This is a genomic window from Chryseobacterium defluvii, assembly GCF_014204415.1.
GTDB lineage: Bacteria > Bacteroidota > Bacteroidia > Flavobacteriales > Weeksellaceae > Chryseobacterium > Chryseobacterium defluvii_A.
Genome location: NZ_JACHLE010000003.1, coordinates 19,785 through 39,719, shown reverse-complemented (window position 1 = coordinate 39,719; position 19,935 = coordinate 19,785). Strand labels below are relative to the sequence as shown.

Below are 19,935 nucleotides of genomic sequence, written 5' to 3'. Positions count from 1 at the left end.
TAGGACGAATATTTATACCGGGCAAATTTTTTCTTTAAAAAGTTTGAAAAAACTTACATACTTCCCATAACTATTTTTACAAGATCATTTCCGAAAATCAGTAACATCAAGCCTAGCAGGAAGATAACCCCGATCATCTGAGCATTTTCCAAAACCTTCTGCGGAACCGGTTTTCCGGTGATCATCTCCCATAAAGTAAAGAGAACATGCCCACCATCAAGCCCTGGTATAGGGATGAGGTTCAAAAATGCCAGCCATACAGAGAACATGGCAGTAAAGCTCCAGAATGCAGTCCAGTTGATGGAAACACTGCCGTCTTTTGCTTTATCTACAGGCATATTTTTCACAATAGCGATCGGGCCGCCTACTTTCTTATATCCCTGAACCTTTTTATTAAAGATCAGCTTGAACTGCTTCACCTGATATGTTAAACTTTCAATACTTCTTGTAAACCCTCTCCCAATAGCTTGTCCTATTGTGAAATGCTGTGTCTTGGCATATTTTTTCAACTGCTTGTAGGAGGCAATACCAAGAGTTCCTTCTTTTGAAACAGAAAGGCTTAGCGGAAGTACAGATTCACCTCTTGCCACTTCTACTTGAAGGGTTTTCCCCGGATTTTTAACTACGATACCCTGAAACTCATCATAATAATTGATCTTCTGCCCGTTGACAGAAACAACACGGTCTCCTACTTTTAATCCGGCTTCAGCAGTTTTAGGATTGACAATGGTATCGATAATCGGGAAATACCTTGGGGTAAGGAATTCTCTCGGGTTTTCATCTTTAAATGCCAGCGCTTTTCCGTCATCATTTGTATTGAAAGTCACCTCTTTTCCGTTTCTTAAAACGGTAATCTGGTCGCTTAGCAGGACATCTAAAGACAATTTATCCAGATTGTTTTGAACCTTTCCGTCTACCTTCAGGATTTTATCCCCATCCTGGAAGCCCATTGCTTTTGCAATATGGGTATAATGCATAGGAGCATTCACCTTTGTGGTATCAAACGAAGTTTCTCCGTTAAAATAAGACAGGCATCCATAAATAAGCCATGCCAGAAGGAAATTTACGGTAACGCCTCCAAGCATGATGATCAGCCTTTGCCATGCCGGTTTAGATCTGAATTCCCAAGGCTGGGCAGGTTTTTTCAGTTGTTCGGTATCCATACTTTCATCCACCATTCCGGCAATTTTCACATAGCCTCCCAAAGGAAGCCATCCGATCCCGTATTTGGTCTGCTCGGGATGTTTTCTCCAGTCGGTATCCGGTAGTTTTGATATATCGATCGCAACTTCTTTCTTTTTTCCGTTTACTTCTATTACTTCTGTATCAGGAAGGTTCTTTGAGAAAAACTTATACTGCCATTTCCCATTGATTTTCTTCATGGAAAACAGAGAAAACCACGGATCAAAAAACAGGAAGAATTTTTCTGCTCTTGTCCTGAACCATCTGGCGGGTAAAAAGTGCCCCAGCTCATGAAGAAGTACTAAGATTGAGATGCTTAATATAAATTGAAAGATCTTGATTGCTAATTCCATTAATAAAATTTAGATTTTAATTTGCAAAGGTAACAATTATCAAAACTATGCCAAATAAAAAGCCTCCCGAAAAGAGAAGCTTTGTCATATATTAAGGTTTATTTTATAAATTGAATGATACGCCAATGCTGCCGTTATTCCCTACTTCGGCAAAAACACCTACTTTATCAGTAAAAAAGTAACGGGCACCAATGTGGGCACCAATCCCGAAATCCTTTCCCAGCACTCCCAGATCCACCCCCGGATAGAGGTCCCATTTCTCAGGCAGTTGTAGAGCTTCCTGCAAATGGAAATTCAGTCTTCCGAAAACAAAAACCCTGTTGTCCTTATCATTATCCTTATACCCGTCGAAATAGGCGTTTGCTCCGGCACCCACAGATATAAGCTTATTTAATCCATAATCATAGGTTCCCGTAACTCCTGTTCCGTATCCCCAGGCATTGAGCCCCAGCTGAACTTTCTGATCCCCCTTTCCTGTCCAGGCCTGTGCACTGGCTATGGTTCCGCAAAAGAGCACCATAAACATAAAAACTAATTTCTTCATAAATTTTAAATTTTTACTGTTATTATCCGAAAGTAATGAGCAGCAAAAATGAAACCGAAATCAATTAAAAACCGTATTTTTATGGAAGATTTTGAATAAGATTTATGAAAATTACCGGCCTGAATTTAGATATTATCTGGAAAAATAAAATAGAGAATTTTCAACAGATCGAAGATCAGCTTAAAGATCAGGAGGCGGATGTTTTTCTGCTGCCAGAAATGTTTTCTACAGGTTTCTGTATGGATGCTGCCGAAGTTTCCGATAGAAATCAGGAGTCCATTGAATTTTTAAAAAGAATATCAAAAGAAAAAAATGCGGCATTTTGTGGAAGCGCTCCCGTAGAAGAAGGAGGTAAATTCTACAACCGGATGTATTTTGTACAGCCGGACTCTAGTATGGTCTTTTATGATAAAAGACATTTGTTTTCCTTTTCGGGAGAAGATAAAGTATATACTCCCGGAAAAGAAAGAGTGATTATAGAATATAAAGGGATCAGGTTTTTGTTACAGGTCTGCTATGATCTTCGTTTTCCGGTTTTTGCGAGGAATAATGATGATTATGATGCCATTTTGTACGTGGCGAACTGGCCGGAAAAAAGAGTAGGGGCCTGGGAGCATCTCTTAAAAGCCAGGGCTATTGAAAATCTATCCTTTGTTTTTGGATTAAACAGGATAGGAACAGATGGAAACAATTTGTTCTACAAGGAAAGTTCTCATTGCTTCTTTGCTGATGGAACAGAAATTTCACAAAAGAACGGAAATATGATAACTGCCGAATTGGATATGACCGAACTGAAAGATTTCAGGGATCATTTTCAGTTCCTGAATGACAGAGACCGGTTTTCAATAATAAATGAATTTTAGGCAGTTTCTTCTCAGTATAATTTAATTTTTGTTATTCTTACTATAAACATAAAGTTTGTCATGCTGGAAGCATCTTACCGCTTTTTAGGTTAGCTTCGCCGAAATCCACTCACTGAAAGGAGATAGTCTCCGATTTGTATGGTTCAACAGTAATAATTCAAAAAGAGAAATAAAAAAACTGTGAATAGATCACAGTTTACATGTATTGTTTTAAAAGGTGGGTCAAAGTATTCACATCGTGAACGCCGCTTTCTTTCCAAAGCAGTTCTCCGTTTTTGAAGACCGCCAGTGTAGGAACTCCGCGAACTCCATATTGAGCAGCAATAGCAGGATATTGGTCTACATCTACCTTGACGATCCGGGCGCCTTCTCCTAAGTTTTCCTTCACACTGTTTAAAACCGAAGACTGGACTTTGCACGGCTGGCACCAGGTAGCAAAAAAATCAATTAAAACAGGTCTTTCGGAATTAATGATTTCCTGAAATTTTTGTGACATAATTATATTTACAATTTAAACCATTAAGATATGGTTTAAGAATTTAAGTTTATTTAAGATCAATCACTCTGATTTGTAAGTTGAAAAGCAGACTAACTATCTTAATACTCTTAACACCTTATTCAATCTTAATGGTTCAGATATTCTTATAACGTTTTCGACTGGCAGACAAAATCCGTTGTCGGAAACTTTTCGGTCTTTTTGATCCCGTTGAATCCCCCTTCTATTTCAGTAAAGTTTCTGATTCCGTGTGAATTAAGGATGCTTGCGGCGATCATGCTTCTGTATCCTCCGGCACAGTGTAAAAAGAAATGCTCAGAGTCATCAACAGAAGCTACCCAATCACTGATCGTATCCAATGGCTTGTTGTATGCATTGTCAATATGCTCAGCAGAATATTCCGTTAACTTTCTTACATCAATAACTTTGGAGCTCTCATCAAACTGTTCGGCAAATTCAGTTGGAGAGATCCTTTTGATTTCGTCAGTTTCTTTGCCTGAATTTTTCCATGCTTCAAAGCTACCGTCCAAATATCCTAATACATTATCGAATCCAACCCGGCTCAGGCGTGTAATCACTTCTTCTTCAGTGCCCTCGTCAGAAACCAGTAATATAGGATGTTTAACATCTACGATCAGAGTACCCACCCAAGGGGCAAAATCACCCTTCAAACCTATATTAATAGAATTCGGGATAAATCCTTTATGAAATTCTACAGGGCTTCTGGTATCCAGGACCAAAGCTCCCGTTTCTTCTGCAAACACCTCGAAATCCTTTGCGGAAATAGGGTTCAGGCCTTTGTCCATTACCACATCAATGCTTTCATAGCCGCCTTTGTTCATCGCAACATTCATCCCGAAGTATTTGGGAGGTGCCGTTAATCCGTCAAGGACTTCTCTTATGAAAGACTCCTTGTCTGGCTGATTGAGGGCATAATTGGTTCTTTTTTGATTTCCCAGTGTATCTACCGTTTCTTTCTGCATATTTTTTCCACAGGCAGAACCTGCACCATGGGCAGGATACACCGTAATGCTGTCATCAAGAGGTATAATTTTACTTTGAAGACTGTCGTATAAAATTCCGGCAAGATCTTCCTGGGTAAGATTAGTTGCTTTCTGGGCCAGATCGGGTCTTCCGACATCCCCAAGGAACAGAGTATCTCCAGTGAAAATTGCAGTTTCTGTACCCTTTTCATCTATCAGAAGATAAGTAGTACTTTCCATAGTATGACCGGGAGTATGTAGTACTTTGATCTTTACCTTCCCGATCTCAAAAATCTGGTGATCCTCAGCAATGACGGCTTCAAATTCAGGTTGTGCAGTCGGCCCATAGACAATGGATGCACCGGTTTTTTTACTTAAATCCAAATGTCCTGAGACAAAATCTGCATGAAAATGAGTTTCAAAAATATATTTTAAAGTTACATTGTCTTTTTCCAGACGATCCAGATAAGGCTTAACTTCCCTTAGAGGATCTATAATGACAGCTTCATTTTCAGATACAATATAATAGGCGCCCTGAGCGAGACATCCTGTATATATTTGTTCAACTTTCATTGGCTCTGTTTTAAAATTTTAGATAAAGATACGAAGTATTAGGTGAAATGTAAATGAATTGTTAAATCTGGCTGATAGTTTCTGTCAATTTCACAAATTTTATTCAATCCATTATACGGTAAACGGCTTGCTATCAAATAAAAAAGGCAATTTGACAGAATGTGGGATACGGAAGCTGTTTTTTATCATGTTTTAAATAATTATGCAGGAAAAATTCTTCTGTTTTGCTTTTGCCCTGCTGTTGTTTATTTCCTGTTCACTCATGTTGGTCGGTGATCTGGGTATTGATACGGTGGTGTTTAGTAGTATTAATAACTTAACTTGTTTAAGAATATTATTTTAATGATTAAATATTTTGCAAAAACTTTTATATTTATAGGTTAAAAAAATCAAATGGCAGACAAAACACAATTCATTGAAGAGCTTAATTCAAGATACACGCCGAAGGGTGAACATATTATACTAGGAAAAGGGATGCTGGAAGGAGAAGTAATACCGGAAGTGAATGTAACTATTCCTCTGAAAACAATCAACCGTCACGGCCTTATTGCCGGAGCTACCGGTACAGGAAAAACCAAGACATTACAGGTTTTTGCAGAACAGCTTTCCCATGCGGGGGTACCGTCACTGGTTTTGGATATCAAAGGAGACTTTTCAGGAATTGCGGAGGCAGGAGCCATGAATCCCATTATTGAGGAAAGATATGCAAAAACACAGCTGCCATATAATCCGCAGGCTTTTCCTGTAGAATTAATGAGCATCTCCGGAGGCAAGGGAGTCAAATTAAGAGCAACCGTTACAGAGTTCGGTCCTGTTCTGTTGAGTAAGATATTAGAACTGAATGACACTCAGCAGAGCATCATGTCTATTGTTTTCAAATATTGTGATGATAAAGGGCTGCCCCTGATCGATCTTAACGACCTGAAAAAAGTATTGCAGTATGTTACGGACAATCCGCAGGGTAAAGCCGAACTTTCCGCGAACTATGGTTCAATTGCGCCTGCTTCACTGGGAGCTATTTTAAGGTCAATCGTTGCTTTGGAGCAGCAGGGAGCGGCCGGTTTCTTTGGCGAATTAAGTTTCGATGTTCAGGATTTGCTCCAGACAAGGGACGGGAAAGGGGTAGTAAATATTTTAAGGGTTGCTGATATTCAGAATAAGCCTCAGCTGTTCTCCACCTTCATGCTTTCCCTTTTTGCAGAAATTTATATGACGTTTCCGGAAGAAGGAGACAGCGGAAAACCTAAACTGGTGCTTTTCATCGATGAGGCACACCTGATCTTTGATGAGTCGTCCAAAGCATTGCTTTCACAGATTGAAACCATGGTAAAGCTTATCCGTTCAAAAGGAGTGGGGATCTATTTTATCACCCAGATTCCGGGAGATGTGCCTGAAAATGTGCTTTCACAATTAGGATTAAAAATACAGCACGCCTTAAGAGGCTTTACGGCAAAAGATAAAAAAGAAATTACCAAAGCAGTAGAGAATTATCCTACTACAGAATTTTATGATGCTCCCGAGCTGATCCAGAATTTAGGAATCGGGGAAGCATTTGTAACTGCATTGGATGAAAAAGGTATTCCTACCCCTTTGGTCCATACATACCTGATCTCTCCGGAATCCAGAATGGATGTGCTGAATGATGCTGAAGTTTCGGAATTGACTGGCAGATCCGAATTGGTAGCCAAGTATGAAGAAGCAGTGGATAAAGAATCTGCCTACGATATGTTAGTGGACAGAATGGAACAGGCGGTTCAAAACTCGGCACCTACACAGAAAACCAGGCCCGTAAAAGAAGAACCGGGAATGTTTGAGCAGGTATTGAAAAGCAGAGCGGGGAGAACCTTTACCAATACCTTGATGCGGGAAGGGGCCAAAGCCATTCTGGGAATGTTCGGGCTGGGAGGAAGAAGGAGATAACGGATTTTAAACAGAGGCTTAAAAATAATAGTCATGAAAAAAATACCCTCTTTTTATTTTATAGGATTAGCTGTTCTGAACTTCATCATGGATAGTGCGAACAACCGGTTTAGTTTTTTTGATATAATTTTTGTTATTTTAGCGGTGTTGCCCCTGCTGGTTAATAAGAAATGGCTGTATCAGCTGTTTGGAGGACTGATCTCTTTGATCTGCCTTTACATTCTTTTTGCAGTTTTTATTTCCAATGTAAAAGATATTCAGCAAAACCAGCTACAGCCATTATGGACGTATGGCATGGGTTATGTATTTAGCACATTATCCCTGTACTTCGGGCTGTTGATGGCCGGGATTATTAAAATTAACTACAAGAAATTAGTTGTATAACGGAAGAAGAATTAAATGTATTCAATAATAGATATAGAAAGTAATGGTGCAGGTTATAGAAAAGAATGCATTATAGATATTGCTGTTTACCGGTATGATGGGCAAAAAATTGTCGATCAGTTCATCTCACTGGTAAATCCGGAAAGCGATATTACTCCTTTTGTGCAGAAATTGACCAGTATTACCCCTAAAATGGTTAAAACTGCTCCGAAATTCCATGAAATAGCCCGCAGGATTATCGAAATTACCGAAAATACTACTTTAGTCGGACATAATATAGATTTTGATTACAGGATGTTACGCCAGTCGTTTAAACGACTTGGTTATGATTTCAAAATCAGTACTTTAGATACCATTCCGCTAGCTCAGAAGTTGATCCCGGATGAGGTAAGCTATTCTCTGGGAAAACTGGTAAGATCTTTAGGAATTCCTTTGACTAATCATCATAGGGCAGAAGGAGATGCACGGGCGACTCTTGAATTGTTTAAATTGCTGATTTCAAAAGACATAGAAAACGAAATTATTCAAAAGCAGCACGAAGAAACCAACGCCAAAACGTATATCAATAAGATCAAAGAACTGACTCAGGATCTGCCGAACGAAAAAGGATTTGTCTACTTTCAGAACGAAGGCGGGAAAATTGTGTTTTCAGACCATGTGCAGGACATCAATAAATTTTCTAAAAAAGTCTTCAACTCCAAATCTAAAAAGTGGGAAGAGATCCAAAAAAATACCGAGCAGATCAATTTTGAACTTACGGGCACAGATATTATTGCCAGACTGATGCTGAATTCCAGGAACGTAAAGAAAAGGGAAGCGTTACCTTTCGGGCTTTATTACAGGAATAATAAATATATTGTTGAAAAGAACAAGCTCAATAAAGCAGAAAAACCGATTTTAAGGTTCAGGTCTTTTACACAGGGCTCAAAGGCGGTCAAGTTTATCACTTCCAAGGAAGAGTTTAAAGATATTGAAGCCTTTAAAAAGAAAGTGGACTTCAGGAAAAGAAATGAGCTTTGGTTGGGTCAGGGCAGGAAATTAGGAGAAAAGTTATTCCTTATTATAGAGAATGGGAAAGTCATTTCTTATGGGTTTTATGAGCTTTTTACCCAGATTCAGACATTAAGTAAGCTTTCAAAGTTAAAGATAGACCTTCCTCTGTCATCTTCCGATCTCAATAACGAATTGCAGCTAGCTCTGCTCCGGGGTGATTTCGAGGCATTGCCATTGCCGAAATAATTAAGTATTGGCTTTTTTTAACCACAGAAGTTTTTAGGATAAACAATTAAGCTCAAAAATAAAAATTTAACAGACTTAAATGTAAAACGCTCGTAAAAAGAAGAAAATCAAAGCTTTATTTTTTTAGATATTCGATAAAATTACGGAACTATGGTAAATAAAAAATTATTAGGGACTTTAGTATTGAGCGTACTTATGTTTATATTACCTAAAGCACAAAAAATCCCGTTGAGATCTGCAGAGGTGGTTCCTTATCAGGTAACCGTTTCCGAAGTTAAGTATAAAGGAAAAAATGCTTTGGCTATACAAATCCCGGAACCGGCTGATAATGAGAAGACACTAGCCCTGTTAAAAAATATTGATTTTCATAACGGTATCATTGAAGCAACCATTTCAGGGCAGGCCCTTGCAAATGCCAGTGAAACGGCACGTGGATTTGTAGGTATTGCTTTCAGAGTGGCTTCCGATGAAGATATTTCTAAAATGGAAGTATTTTATTTGCGTCCCACTAACGGACGTGCCAATGATCAGGTGCGTAGAAATCATTCTACCCAATATATTTCCTGGCCGGGTTATCCATGGGAAAAACTGCGGAAAGAAACACCGGAAAAATATGAAGCATATGCAGATATGGTGCCCGCAGAATGGATCAGGGTGAAAATAGAGGTAAAAGATGAAACCGCAAAACTGTATGTCAATGGTGCTTGCCAGCCTGTATTAATTGTTAATGATCTGAAACAGGGCGGGAATCTGTGTGGAAGCATCGGGCTTTGGGTTGGCCCCGGTACCCTGGGACATTTTACCGACCTTAAGATAACCAAACTGGATTGATATAAACGTAGGATGTGATTTTCCGGATGAACCGAGCCTTTGAAGCATCCGTTACTGAAATAAGTTCACGATTCATTACCTTTGTACTTTCTTAATAACAAAAAAGAAGTTTACCTATTAATTATGAATTCAAAAGATTTGTTACAGATTGCCAGAGAATATGGCACGCCGGTGTATGTTTACGACGCAGAATCTATTAAAACTCAATACGAGAAACTTACATCTTCTTTTTTAAAACACACCAAGTTCTTTTATGCCGCAAAGGCTTTGACTAATATCAACATCCTGAAATATGTCAAGAATCTGGGTGCTTCTTTGGATTGTGTATCAATTAGTGAAGTTAAACTTGGCCTGAAAGCAGGATTTCCTAAAGAAAAAATATTATTTACTCCCAACTGTGTTGATCTGGCGGAAATAGAAGAAGCCATGCAGCACGAGGTACATATCAATATTGATAACATTTCTATCCTTGAGCAGTTTGGGAACAAATTCGGGAATTCCTATCCTATTTTTGTGAGAATCAATCCGCACATTTTTGCAGGCGGAAACTATAAAATTTCCACAGGGCATATTGACAGTAAATTTGGAATTTCCATTCATCAGCTTCGTCACATTGAAAGAGTAATGAAGAGTACCAACCTTAATGTTGAAGGACTTCACATGCATACCGGAAGTGAGATCAAAGACCCTGGAGTCTTCTTACAGTCATTAGAGATCATGTTGGAACTTTCCGAGCATTTCCCGAATCTGAAATACCTTGATATGGGAAGCGGTTTCAAGATCCCTTACCAGGATAGTGAGATGGAAACCGATGTGAAAATGCTGGGTAAGAAAGTGGAAAAAGTTCTGTCCGAATTTGCCAAATCAACAGGCAGAAAGTTCGAACTGTGGTTCGAACCGGGAAAATTCCTGGTAGGAAAATGTGGCTATCTTTTAGTAAAAGCGAATGTGATCAAGCAGACTACGGCTACCGTTTTTGTAGGAGTTAATTCAGGATTCAACCATCTGATCCGTCCGATGTTCTATGATTCGTACCATGCCATTGAAAACCTGTCTAATCCGAAAGGAGCAGAAAGAATTTATACGGTAGTAGGGAATATTTGTGAAACAGATACTTTTGCATGGGACAGAAAGCTGAATGAAGTAAGAGAAGGAGATATCCTGGCATTCCATAACGCCGGAGCCTACGGTTTTGAAATGAGCTCCAACTTTAACTCAAGATTAAAGCCTGCCGAAGTATTATTTGTGGACGGAAAAGCTCACCTGATCCGTAAAAGAGAAGAATTTGAAGACTTATTAAAAAATCAGATCGAAGTATTGTAATTTTTGATTAAAAATTTTTCAGAGATCTGCCGGTTTCATACAGGAGAAGTGCTTTCATGGCCAGGGATCCGTTTGCGTCGTCTCAGGCATCAAGATAATTTAAAAGTCTGATCATTATAAAAGAAAACTTCACACATTTGTGTGAAGTTTTCTTTTGGTAAATATGTAATTTTGTATCATAACCCATAAATAAACGGACTTATGAAAACAATAGCATTATTCATCGGCCTTTTTATAGCCAATTTTTCGTTTGCTCAGGATCTGGAAGACAGGGATGACTCGTTTATTATAGAGAATAATAAAAACCTTCTGAAAATAAATATACAGGAGCCCTTTTTACAGGTCGCTGTAAAAAACTGTAACGATTTTAAACCGGCAGGTTTTGAAGGCGGGGCTGCGTCTTATAAGGCGATCCTTACAAAATATATGTACACTTACCTTAATTCGGACTTTTATACGCTGAACGGTGAGTTTACCTTCACCCTGACCATTGATGCCACAGGTAAGGTAACAGATATTGAAGGTTCTCCGGAAGTATTGAACAGTGAAGTTTTTTTTGACGATATGCAGTATGTAGTAAGAAGAATTAAAAAGAGCTGGACTCCCGCCATGTGCAATGGTCAGCCGGTAAAATCAGAGATGAAACTGAAGATGAATTTCTCATCCTTATCTGCAGATTTGTAGTGATGGGAAAATATTTTATCATTTTATTATTGTTATTTGGTTTTAAAGGAGTAGCTCAGGAATCTCATGATCAAAACGTGGTCTTTACCCAAAACGCAGAGTTCTCGGGAGGGGATTCGGCATTTTCCAAGGAACTGTTAAAAATGATCCATGCCTATATTGATCTGGGCAAGTATGCAGTTAATGGTCAATTTGTATTCGTTTTTGATATAGGTGCCGATGGTAAGATCAGTAAACTGGATGTTTTGCCTAAAGTGAAAAACAGTGAAATGTTTATAGATGATATGCGGTTTGCGATCAGCAGGATAAAGAAAAAATGGAAACCGGCAATAAAAGAAGGAAAGCCTGTTGTTTCCAAAAAAGTAATTAAAATTAATTTTACAACAGACCATTTTGACCATGATTAAGAAAATCCTAATTTTATTTTGTTCAATAGCAATTTCTCTAATGCCGTCACAAACCTTGGATGAGTATCCTAAAAATCAGGATTTTTACGATGGAGGAATGATTAACTTCTATAAAGATGCTCATGACTATCTCACTAATAATAAATTTAAAGAGTGTGATAGCAGGGAAATTTATCAGCCAAGGATTTTAATTACAAAAGAAGGCGCTGTTAAGCTAATAAAAGATAGTGATACGGCAGATATAAAAAAGAATAAGTGTGCATATGATTTATCCCTGGAGATAATAAAAAATCTTAAACATTGGAAGCCGGCAGAAGTTAAAAACCAGAAAATAGGAGCAATTACTGAATTTATATTCTATTCAAAAGATATAATGAGTAACTATAAAGAAAAATATGACGCTGGCAATTTTGTGATTCCTGCTCAGTATCCCGAAGGATATAAGGCATTTGAAAAAGAGTTTCATGATAATTTTATGAGCCTTTTTACAGATTATCATATTAACGGGGATATTAATTTAGAATTTTATATCAATAAGGATGGACATATTACCAATCCAAGGATTTATCCTGCAATAGATGATAGAAAATTTAATATAGATTTTATGCGAACGCTCTCAAGATTAAAGAAAGCCTGGAAGCCGGCTTTATATTCTAATATTCCGATTAGGCAAAGAATAGCGTTTCCGGTCATCTTCTCGATCAACTTTTACGAAAGATAGTTCTGCCATTCTGTCACAAGATTTTGTATCTTTGCAAACTAATCTATTTTAGAATTAGACTAACCTCTGATTTCTAATATCTAACTTCTACAAAAGTGCAGGAAAAATATATAGACGAAACAAAACAGGGAGAAGCATTTGCCATTGCCGAAAAAGCAGGCAATTCTAAAAAATTGTTTTTAGAAAGCTACGGTTGCCAGATGAACTTTTCTGACTCCGAAATTGTTGCATCCATCCTTAATGAGCAGGGATATAACACCACCCTGAAAGCAGAAGAGGCAGACCTTATCCTTCTTAATACCTGTTCTATCCGTGAAAAAGCGGAACAGACCGTAAGAATGCGTCTTTCCCAATTTAAAAACCTCAAGAAAGAAAAACCTAATATGACCGTTGGAGTTTTGGGATGTATGGCAGAAAGGCTGAAAACCAAATTCCTGGAAGAAGAACAGTTGGTGGACCTCGTTGTCGGTCCGGATGCTTACAGAGATTTACCCAACCTTTTAAAAGAAACGGAGGACGGAAGAGATGCTATCAATGTGATCCTTTCCAAAGAAGAGACTTACGCAGACATCAATCCGGTTCGTTTAGGAGGAAATGGGGTTACAGCCTTTGTTACCATTACGAGAGGCTGTGATAATATGTGCACATTCTGTGTAGTTCCTTTTACAAGAGGAAGAGAAAGGAGCAGGGACCCCCATTCCATTATTGAAGAATGCAAAGACCTCTGGAATAACGGATATAAAGAAATCACACTTTTAGGCCAGAATGTAGATTCTTATCTTTGGTATGGCGGTGGCCCTAAAAAAGATTTTGTAAAGGCTTCCGAAATGCAGAAAGCTACGGCAGTTAACTTTGCTCAGCTGCTTGATCAGGTTGCGAAAGCAGTTCCTGAAATGCGGATAAGATTTTCAACATCCAATCCTCAGGATATGAGCCTTGATGTATTCAGAATGATAGCAAGGCATGAGAATATCTGCAAATATGTTCACCTTCCCGTTCAAAGTGGAAGCAATAATATGCTGGAAGCGATGAACAGGCAGCATACCCGTGAAGAATATCTGGATTTAATCGAAAAAGCCAAAGAAATAGTTCCGGACATTGCCTTTTCGCAGGATATGATCATTGGTTTCTGTAATGAGACCGAAGAAGATCATCGGGACACCTTAAGCCTGATGAGAGAAGTGGAATATGACTATGGTTATATGTTTGCCTACTCTGAAAGACCGGGAACACCGGCCCATAAAAAAATGGAAGACAACGTTCCGGCAGACATCAAGCAAAGACGTCTTGCAGAAGTGATCGCCTTACAAGGAGAGCTTTCCAGAAAACGCATGAAGTCTTACGTAGGAAGAGTACATCAGATTCTCATAGAAGGAACCTCTAAAAAGAATGAAAACCAGTGGAAGGGAAGAAACTCCCAGAATGCAGTTTGTGTATTTGATAAGCTGGATCATCAGAAAATTGGTGACATTGTGGACGTTTTTGTCTTCGATAATACCCAAGGCACACTTTTAGGGGAAACAGTTGAAAAATAAGAATGGGAAAAATCTTTTATATTCTAATATTGGCCTCTTCGTTAGCTTCCTGCCAAAGCGAAAAACCAGTGCGGAAATATCCTGCACAGGTCGGAGACATTAAATTTGACGAAAAGATCGATGATGCCAATTTTAAAAGATGCATTCCCGAAGATCAGTACAGATACCAGTATTATAATGACTCCAATGGCTTTCAGTATAGAGGCGAAAAAATAGCGATCATTGAAAAACTGGCGAAGTCAGACATCTATTCGGATAAAAAAACAAATGGCTATATAACCGTCAGGTTTCTGGTGAATTGTGAAGCCAAAACAGGATTATTCAGAGTAAAGCAGATCAATAACGATTATCAGGAAACAGTTCTTGATAATGAATTAAAAAACAAGCTTCTTACTTTCACAAAATCTCTGGATGGCTGGATTCCGAAAGAAATAAAAGGAAAAAAAATAGATTATTATCAATACCTAACCTATAAAATAGTAGATGGAAAAGTTTCAGAAATACTGCCTTAGCGTTTTATTGGTAATACTTTACAATCATATTCCCGCACAGATCAACTGTAATGCCGTAGAAGGGGAAAATTGTAAAAAAGCCTGTGAGATCTATAACAGTGCCTCCGATTATCAGGGATTTCGGGAATCTCAGGAAGAATTTGACAAGGGTCTGGAGCTTTGCCCGGGTTTTGATCAGATCTATAGCGAAAAAGCAGTTCCTTATTTAAAAAGAGGAGATTTTGCCAGCTGGATGCTGCTCATGAATAAAGCGGTAGCCTTAAATCCTACACGACATTTAGGATATAGAGGCTGGTGCAGATATCAGTTTTTGAGGGATTATCAGGGAGCCATTCAGGATATTGAAGAATTGGAAAAACATTTTCCGAAAGGATATCTGGGATATTCTGCAAACGGGGATTATGAACTTCATATTGCAAAAGCTCTTTGTTACAGTGCTTTAAACCAAAAGCAGAAAGCCGTTGAGATCATTGAAAAACAATTAAAAGATCCGCAGCATAATGTGGGGCTTTATGATCACTATCAGCTGGGCGTTACCTATTTTGAGCTGGGGAATTATGACAAGGCATTGGAAAACTTTGAAAAACAGAGCAAAGTTTATGATTATGCCGAAAATATATATTTTAAAAGTAAAGTTTCAAAAATCAGGAACAAAGATTATCTGGATTTAAAAAAACTGGCCTTAAAGACCTATGATGAGGGTAAAAGCATGAAAGACGGCTATACTCATCACTTTAACAAAGTCTACAGGAAGCAAATTGAAGAACTGTAGAATATTTTAAACCAATAATCTTAAATTTTACTTATGAGTAACGAGTTACAAAATATAAAAAACCGCTTCGGAATAATCGGAAATTTTCCCGCATTGAACCGTGCTTTGGAGAAAGCGATCCAGGTGGCTCCTACAGATATTTCTGTGTTAGTGATCGGGGAAAGTGGAGTAGGTAAAGAATTTATCCCTAAGATCATTCATTCGGAATCCAAAAGAAAACATCAGCCCTATATTGTCGTGAACTGCGGAGCTATTCCGGAAGGAACCATCGATTCTGAATTATTCGGGCACGAAAAAGGAGCATTCACAGGAGCTACGGCTACCAGAAAAGGATATTTTGAAGTGGCCGATGGAGGAACCATTTTCCTGGATGAGGTGGGAGAGCTTCCCCTGCAGACCCAGGTACGTCTTTTAAGAGTACTGGAAAGCGGGGAATTTATGAAAGTAGGTTCCTCACAGGTGCAGAAAACCAATGTAAGGATTGTGGCTGCCACCAATGTGAATATGATGAAGGCCATTCATGACGGAAGATTTCGGGAAGACTTATATTACCGTCTGAATACTGTGCAGATCGATATGCCGCCTTTAAGAGAAAGGAAAGGAGATATTCATCTGCTGTTCAGGAAATTTGCGATAGATTTTGCCGAGAAATACAGGATGCCTGAGCTGGAACTGGATCCGGGTGCTGTTCATTATATAGAAAACTATACCTTCCCGGGAAATATCCGGCAGTTGAGGAACCTGGTAGAGCAAATGACGGTAGTAGAAAGAAACAGGAATATCACTATAGAAAAGCTTGCGGAATACATTCCGATGGAAACCCACCTTCCCATGGTGGTCAATACTCCGAATGCCCAGAAGCAAACCGATTTCGGAAGCGAAAGAGAGATCATGTACAAGATACTCTTTGATATGCGGAGCGATATTAATGATTTAAAATCCTTAACTTCGGAGCTGATAAAGAACAGGGGAGCTGCAGATCTGAGCAATCATGAGAAAAATCTGATCAACAGGATCTATACTCCTGAACCACAGCAGGCTGTAAATTCAGGATCCTTATTATATTTTGAAGATAATAACAAAGTTCAGACCCCGACTATCATTTCAAATCCAGAAGATACTTATGAGGATATTGAAGATATTGAAGTGGAAGAAAACAGGCCGGAATCATTATCTTTACAGAATAATGAAAAAGATTTGATAATCAAAGCATTGGAAAAGCACAAAGGACGCAGGAATAAGGCGGCTGACGAATTAGGAATCTCACAAAGGACATTATACAGAAAAATAAAACAATATAACCTCGAAGAATAAACTAAAATGACAAAAGCAACAGCAAAACCGATTAATTTTAAATTTAATGAATACCTGAACAAAGGATACGAGCTTTTAAAGAAAGATTTTGGAAACTTTATATTGGCTCTTGTTTTTTGCATCATATTATCTATTATTCCGTTTTGCGGAATGATGGCGATTGGGAATTTCTACAAATACTGCCGGAATGTGAACAGAGGGCTTCCTGCAAACCCGTCTGATATTTTCAATTTTGATGATTTTGGGGCCTATATTATTTACCAGTTGATCATTATTGGAGTCGTACTTGCCATATATATCCCAATGCTTTTTGTAGCTCCGTTTATGGGCGGGGGAGAAGAGCCTTCACCTGTTTTCTCCATATTTTTATTTTTATATATGCTTTTAGTCATTGTGGCCATCTTTGTTATTGCATTAAAGGCGTTTTATATTCCGGCACTCATCTCTCTCGGAGGAGTGAAAGATATAAAAACAGCCTGGAATATGTCTAAGATAATGACCAGAGATAATTTATTATCTATTTTTCTTTTTAGTATTGTAGTCAGCTTTCTGTCTCAATTGGGAGTCATACTTTGTGGAATAGGTTTGCTGATTACCCTGCCTTATATGTATACCACGCATTATTTTGCTTTTGAAGATGCCATTCAGCAGATAGAACATGACGAAATCAAAGAAATCGGATTGAAAAATGAATTTTAAAATTAAAAACAGGTCTGTAAAACAACCCATAATAGTTGGGCTTCTACTTCTCTGCCTTGGGTTTTTGAATTCCTGCTACAGTTTTACCGGATCATCTCTCACAGATGAAAAGACGATACAGATCAATGAATTTCCCAATAATGCGGCATTGGTAAACCCTACCCTGTCCCAGCAGTTTTCCACGGATATTCAAAACAGATTCCTCCAGAGGACTACATTAAAAGGAACCAAAGAAAGCCCGGATATCCTGGTTGAGGGGGAAATTACGGACTATTCCATATCGCCTACCACCATCAGTTCCAACACACAGTCTACCTCCGTAGGAGGAGTTATTCAGGACTCCCAGAACAAGCTTACGATCACCGTAAAAGTTCATTATGAGAACAAGGTACATCCTGATGTAAGTTTTGACAGGACCTATTCAGATGAAGCCGTTTTTAACAGCAATTTATCCCAGAGCGATATAGAAGCATCCCAGGTGAAAATTGTAACAGAAAGAATCATTAACAAAATATTTAACGATATTGTAGCGAATTGGTAAGATGAATCCCCGAGTTTTAGAATTATTAAAAGACCCTAAAAATATCCGGTCAGAAGATATGACGCTTCTGCAAGAGGAGATCAGTTCCTTTCCCTACATTCAGAATATCAGGGCGCTGCACCTGTATGGAGTACATCTTTATGATAGAGACAATTATCAGAAAGAGCTTTCTGTAACCGCAGCCTATACAACCGATAAAAAGATCCTGTACCAATTGATCAACGGTAAAATTCAGCAAAAACCGAAGCCTGAGATCATCGTAGAAAAGAAAGAAGAAATTGTTGAGCCTATACAGGAAACAGAAGCTCTTCAAAATAAAATAGAAGAAAAAACAGAAATTAAGCCGGAATCGGAAAAGACTCAGGTTGAAGACTCAGCCTGTCTTTTAGCCCAGCCTCATCCGGAAGTTAATCACGTTTATATCAACGGAGAAAGAAACAGGATCCTGTTTGAAGGTGAGGAAAACTTCCTTGAGGATGAACATCAGGAAACAATTGACCTCGAATCTACTTTAGAATCCGGAATTATAGTTACCCAAAGATCAGAATCAGTTAAGCAGCCTGAACTGGTTTCAGAGGAAAAAGAGTTAAAAGATGCTGAAGATATAGCTTCATTTACTCCTGAAGTCATTATAGAAGAAGAAAAAACTTCCTCTGAAAAAGATAAAGACGAAGTTATTAATGATGATTTGGAATTAAGCTTCCATGAAACGGCAGAATTCCTTCCCGAAGTAAATATTCAGGCAGGTGTCGGAGAGATAAAAAGCATTGCTGAAAACCCGGACAAATCTGAAAGAGTAGCTGATTTTACACCTGAAACAATTATTAATGAAGAAGAGATCAGCTCGGAAAAAGAAAAAAAATCTGTCCGTGATGATCATGAACTGAGCTTTCATGGATTGGACTCGTTCCTGCCGGAGGTGACTATACAATCCTCCAACTCTGGTGAAGAAACAAAGACAGAAGCACCTAAATCCAATGTCAACAAGCATGAAGAAGAAATGAGGCGTTTGATCGAAGAAGTGGAGAAAAAAATGAAGGCTAAAAAAGAAGCTTCCCCTGAAAAGAAAGAAGAGGAACCGGAAATTCACAGCCATGATATCAATTTTGCAGAAACACAGGCTTTCCATGCCGCATCTTCCGAAAACAAAGAAGAAAAAGGTGAACAAACCCGGTTGAAAGAGGAATTAGAGCTTGAAAACCCATCAGAAATAATAACAAAAGAAGAAAGTGAGCCTTTGGTGGAAATCAGGGAAGAAGTAAAAAGTTCCTGGAAACCTATGAGCCTGGAGTCCCACATCCCGGATTCTCTGATCAATAAGCCAACTGAAATCACTCAGCCAAAAGCAGATATTATGCCGGAAACTCAGGATCAGGCCCTGCCGTCCATAGAAGAGCTGTCTGAGCCGATTGAAGATAGATCAGAAGAACTGGAAGCAGAAGATCTTAAAGCCGGTCAGGAAGTTTCGAAAATTGATGAAATGCAGAAAAAGCAGCAGGAAGTACCGATAATGAATGTCTCTTTCTTTAATTCAGGATGGACGATCAATGAACCTAAAGAAGAAATTAAAGAAACTCCTGCAGAAGAAGCTGCAGTTTCACTTACTACAGAAGAAAGCAATGTTCCCGGATTTATTAATACCTGGCAGAGCTGGCTGAAAATCGACAGAACTCAGGAAACTGAAAAAACAAAAGTTGAAAGCAAAGCAAAAACTATCGATTCTTTTATTGAAAATAATCCAAAAATATCCCAACTGAAAGAAGAAAGCAGTTATGTGGTGAAAGAAAAAACAGGAGATATTTCCCATTTGATGACGGAAACTTTGGCGAATTTATATTTTGAACAAAAATTGTATACCAAGGCGATGAATGCCTTTCAGATACTGGCGGATAAACATCCTGATAAGAAAGCATATTTTGAAGCGAAAATTCAGGAAATAAAAGATATTCGTGGTAAAAATTAATTGTGACTTCTAAAATGTTGAAACAATAATTAGGTTTCCCCAAGATATGAATGATTACTATAATTGTGTTCAGAAAGAATTTGTAAAAACTGCTAA

The 19,935-nt window shown here is 38.4% G+C and carries 20 protein-coding genes; 16 read left to right on the top strand and 4 right to left on the bottom strand.

What is annotated here, in order from left to right; translation table 11 throughout:
• Positions 1-53 precede the first annotated feature (53 nt).
• Both rseP and HNP38_RS11550 read right to left on the bottom strand, forming a co-directional pair.
• On the bottom strand, positions 54-1,535 hold the full coding sequence (gene rseP / locus HNP38_RS11555) for an RIP metalloprotease RseP (RefSeq protein ID WP_184189636.1): 1,482 nt from the start codon (positions 1,533-1,535) through the stop codon (positions 54-56).
• A 103-nt stretch (positions 1,536-1,638) separates the two neighbouring features.
• The gene (locus HNP38_RS11550) at positions 1,639-2,079 is read right to left on the bottom strand and encodes a DUF6646 family protein (protein WP_184189635.1); all 441 of its coding nucleotides are present in this window, start codon (positions 2,077-2,079) and stop codon (positions 1,639-1,641) included.
• 104 nt (positions 2,080-2,183) lie between these two features.
• Between HNP38_RS11550 and HNP38_RS11545 the strand changes: the two genes are divergently transcribed.
• Positions 2,184-2,942, top strand: a complete 759-nt coding sequence (locus HNP38_RS11545; protein ID WP_184189634.1) for a nitrilase-related carbon-nitrogen hydrolase — start codon at positions 2,184-2,186, stop codon at positions 2,940-2,942.
• A 196-nt stretch (positions 2,943-3,138) separates the two neighbouring features.
• On the opposite strand, the gene HNP38_RS11540 is transcribed toward HNP38_RS11545, so the two are convergent.
• Both HNP38_RS11540 and HNP38_RS11535 read right to left on the bottom strand, forming a co-directional pair.
• Positions 3,139-3,438 (bottom strand): thioredoxin family protein, encoded by a 300-nt coding sequence (locus tag HNP38_RS11540; protein WP_184189633.1) that lies wholly within the window; start codon positions 3,436-3,438, stop codon positions 3,139-3,141.
• Positions 3,439-3,584: 146 nt separating this feature from the next.
• Positions 3,585-4,994: an MBL fold metallo-hydrolase gene (locus HNP38_RS11535; RefSeq protein ID WP_184189632.1), complete on the bottom strand. Its 1,410-nt coding sequence runs from the start codon at positions 4,992-4,994 to the stop codon at positions 3,585-3,587.
• 393 nt (positions 4,995-5,387) lie between these two features.
• On the opposite strand from HNP38_RS11535, the gene HNP38_RS11530 reads away from it, so the two are divergent.
• The 15 genes from HNP38_RS11530 to HNP38_RS11460 all read left to right on the top strand — a co-directional run bounded on the left by HNP38_RS11530 (position 5,388) and on the right by HNP38_RS11460 (position 19,839).
• Positions 5,388-6,914 carry a helicase HerA-like domain-containing protein gene (locus tag HNP38_RS11530; protein ID WP_184189631.1) on the top strand — a complete coding sequence of 509 codons (1,527 nt, stop codon included), beginning with the start codon at positions 5,388-5,390 and terminating at the stop codon, positions 6,912-6,914.
• Positions 6,915-6,947: 33 nt separating this feature from the next.
• Complete coding sequence (locus HNP38_RS11525; protein ID WP_184189629.1) at positions 6,948-7,298, top strand: hypothetical protein; 351 nt, start codon at positions 6,948-6,950, stop codon at positions 7,296-7,298.
• Between the two features lie 15 nt (positions 7,299-7,313).
• The gene (locus tag HNP38_RS11520; protein WP_184189627.1) at positions 7,314-8,537 is read left to right on the top strand and encodes a PolC-type DNA polymerase III; all 1,224 of its coding nucleotides are present in this window, start codon (positions 7,314-7,316) and stop codon (positions 8,535-8,537) included.
• Positions 8,538-8,687: 150 nt separating this feature from the next.
• Positions 8,688-9,368, top strand: coding sequence for a hypothetical protein (locus HNP38_RS11515; RefSeq protein ID WP_184189625.1), 681 nt, complete (start codon positions 8,688-8,690; stop codon positions 9,366-9,368).
• A gap of 123 nt (positions 9,369-9,491) precedes the next feature.
• Positions 9,492-10,691: a diaminopimelate decarboxylase gene (gene lysA, locus HNP38_RS11510; protein WP_184189623.1), complete on the top strand. Its 1,200-nt coding sequence runs from the start codon at positions 9,492-9,494 to the stop codon at positions 10,689-10,691.
• A 201-nt stretch (positions 10,692-10,892) separates the two neighbouring features.
• The gene (locus tag HNP38_RS11505; RefSeq protein WP_184189621.1) at positions 10,893-11,375 is read left to right on the top strand and encodes an energy transducer TonB; all 483 of its coding nucleotides are present in this window, start codon (positions 10,893-10,895) and stop codon (positions 11,373-11,375) included.
• Positions 11,376-11,377: 2 nt separating this feature from the next.
• Positions 11,378-11,782 carry a hypothetical protein gene (locus HNP38_RS11500; protein WP_184189619.1) on the top strand — a complete coding sequence of 135 codons (405 nt, stop codon included), beginning with the start codon at positions 11,378-11,380 and terminating at the stop codon, positions 11,780-11,782.
• Positions 11,775-12,503 (top strand): hypothetical protein, encoded by a 729-nt coding sequence (locus HNP38_RS11495; protein WP_184189617.1) that lies wholly within the window; start codon positions 11,775-11,777, stop codon positions 12,501-12,503. The genes HNP38_RS11500 and HNP38_RS11495 overlap by 8 nt, the downstream gene beginning before the upstream one ends.
• Positions 12,504-12,598: 95 nt before the next feature.
• Positions 12,599-14,038 carry a tRNA (N6-isopentenyl adenosine(37)-C2)-methylthiotransferase MiaB gene (miaB, locus tag HNP38_RS11490; RefSeq protein WP_184189615.1) on the top strand — a complete coding sequence of 480 codons (1,440 nt, stop codon included), beginning with the start codon at positions 12,599-12,601 and terminating at the stop codon, positions 14,036-14,038.
• A gap of 2 nt (positions 14,039-14,040) precedes the next feature.
• Entirely contained in the window at positions 14,041-14,550 is a 510-nt protein-coding gene (locus tag HNP38_RS11485; RefSeq protein ID WP_184189613.1) for a hypothetical protein, read from the top strand.
• Positions 14,522-15,322: a tetratricopeptide repeat protein gene (locus tag HNP38_RS11480; RefSeq protein WP_184189611.1), complete on the top strand. Its 801-nt coding sequence runs from the start codon at positions 14,522-14,524 to the stop codon at positions 15,320-15,322. The genes HNP38_RS11485 and HNP38_RS11480 overlap by 29 nt, the downstream gene beginning before the upstream one ends.
• A 33-nt stretch (positions 15,323-15,355) precedes the next feature.
• Entirely contained in the window at positions 15,356-16,636 is a 1,281-nt protein-coding gene (locus HNP38_RS11475) for a sigma-54 interaction domain-containing protein (RefSeq protein WP_184189609.1), read from the top strand.
• A 6-nt stretch (positions 16,637-16,642) separates the two neighbouring features.
• Positions 16,643-17,335, top strand: a complete 693-nt coding sequence (locus HNP38_RS11470; RefSeq protein ID WP_184189607.1) for a hypothetical protein — start codon at positions 16,643-16,645, stop codon at positions 17,333-17,335.
• Entirely contained in the window at positions 17,325-17,876 is a 552-nt protein-coding gene (locus HNP38_RS11465) for an LptE family protein (RefSeq protein ID WP_184189605.1), read from the top strand. Before HNP38_RS11470 ends, HNP38_RS11465 begins: the two co-directional genes overlap by 11 nt.
• Before the next feature lies 1 nt (position 17,877).
• The gene (locus HNP38_RS11460; RefSeq protein WP_184189603.1) at positions 17,878-19,839 is read left to right on the top strand and encodes a hypothetical protein; all 1,962 of its coding nucleotides are present in this window, start codon (positions 17,878-17,880) and stop codon (positions 19,837-19,839) included.
• The last annotated feature ends 96 nt before the right edge of the window (positions 19,840-19,935 follow it).

Coding starts and splice junctions, on each gene's coding strand:
- HNP38_RS11495 (WP_184189617.1), top strand. CDS start 11,775: ATGATTAAGAAAATCCTAATTTTATTTTGTTCAATAGCAATTTCTCTA.
- HNP38_RS11460 (WP_184189603.1), top strand. CDS start 17,878: ATGAATCCCCGAGTTTTAGAATTATTAAAAGACCCTAAAAATATCCGG.
- rseP (WP_184189636.1), bottom strand. CDS start 1,535: ATGGAATTAGCAATCAAGATCTTTCAATTTATATTAAGCATCTCAATC.
- HNP38_RS11500 (WP_184189619.1), top strand. CDS start 11,378: ATGGGAAAATATTTTATCATTTTATTATTGTTATTTGGTTTTAAAGGA.
- HNP38_RS11540 (WP_184189633.1), bottom strand. CDS start 3,438: ATGTCACAAAAATTTCAGGAAATCATTAATTCCGAAAGACCTGTTTTA.
- HNP38_RS11475 (WP_184189609.1), top strand. CDS start 15,356: ATGAGTAACGAGTTACAAAATATAAAAAACCGCTTCGGAATAATCGGA.
- HNP38_RS11515 (WP_184189625.1), top strand. CDS start 8,688: ATGGTAAATAAAAAATTATTAGGGACTTTAGTATTGAGCGTACTTATG.
- HNP38_RS11545 (WP_184189634.1), top strand. CDS start 2,184: ATGAAAATTACCGGCCTGAATTTAGATATTATCTGGAAAAATAAAATA.
- HNP38_RS11520 (WP_184189627.1), top strand. CDS start 7,314: ATGTATTCAATAATAGATATAGAAAGTAATGGTGCAGGTTATAGAAAA.
- HNP38_RS11550 (WP_184189635.1), bottom strand. CDS start 2,079: ATGAAGAAATTAGTTTTTATGTTTATGGTGCTCTTTTGCGGAACCATA.
- HNP38_RS11530 (WP_184189631.1), top strand. CDS start 5,388: ATGGCAGACAAAACACAATTCATTGAAGAGCTTAATTCAAGATACACG.
- HNP38_RS11505 (WP_184189621.1), top strand. CDS start 10,893: ATGAAAACAATAGCATTATTCATCGGCCTTTTTATAGCCAATTTTTCG.
- HNP38_RS11485 (WP_184189613.1), top strand. CDS start 14,041: ATGGGAAAAATCTTTTATATTCTAATATTGGCCTCTTCGTTAGCTTCC.
- HNP38_RS11470 (WP_184189607.1), top strand. CDS start 16,643: ATGACAAAAGCAACAGCAAAACCGATTAATTTTAAATTTAATGAATAC.
- HNP38_RS11535 (WP_184189632.1), bottom strand. CDS start 4,994: ATGAAAGTTGAACAAATATATACAGGATGTCTCGCTCAGGGCGCCTAT.
- HNP38_RS11525 (WP_184189629.1), top strand. CDS start 6,948: ATGAAAAAAATACCCTCTTTTTATTTTATAGGATTAGCTGTTCTGAAC.
- lysA (WP_184189623.1), top strand. CDS start 9,492: ATGAATTCAAAAGATTTGTTACAGATTGCCAGAGAATATGGCACGCCG.
- HNP38_RS11465 (WP_184189605.1), top strand. CDS start 17,325: ATGAATTTTAAAATTAAAAACAGGTCTGTAAAACAACCCATAATAGTT.
- HNP38_RS11480 (WP_184189611.1), top strand. CDS start 14,522: ATGGAAAAGTTTCAGAAATACTGCCTTAGCGTTTTATTGGTAATACTT.